1 pseudogene is annotated in these 379 nt (G+C 74.1%); it reads left to right on the top strand.

Annotated elements, in window-relative coordinates:
• Nucleotides 1-175: 175 nt before the first annotated feature.
• Nucleotides 176-379: pseudogene (locus tag MKK69_RS20665) on the top strand (hypothetical protein); the annotation flags it as partial.

Here is a 379-nt window from a genome sequence, read left to right on the forward strand (position 1 = left end):
GGTCCGCCCTGCGCCGCAAAGGCATCGAGGCGGACCATGCCGGCGGTCTCGCGGCCTTAGACGATCTGATGGGGGCCGTAGTCGGCGCCGGCCCGAACCGCGCCGATGCCAGAACCGCGATCCTGCGCGCGGCTTGGGCTGATCTGCTCCCCGGCCTCGGCGGGAGGGCTCGGCCATGACGCCCCGCGAGCAGGCCGCCTTCACCGCCGGTATCGAGACCGCCCGTCAGATGGCGCTCACCGCGGCCGTGACGATGGAGACCCGGGAGGACGCCCGAGAGGTTCGCCAGCAGGCCGCCGTCGCAGCGCTCCACGGTCTCGCGGCGGGGCTGCACGCGGCGTTCATCGCCCCGTCAGCCGAGACCGGTCCCTTGCACCGC

It is taken from the genome of Methylobacterium sp. J-026, assembly GCF_022829585.1.
Classification (GTDB): Bacteria; Pseudomonadota; Alphaproteobacteria; order Rhizobiales; family Beijerinckiaceae; genus Methylobacterium.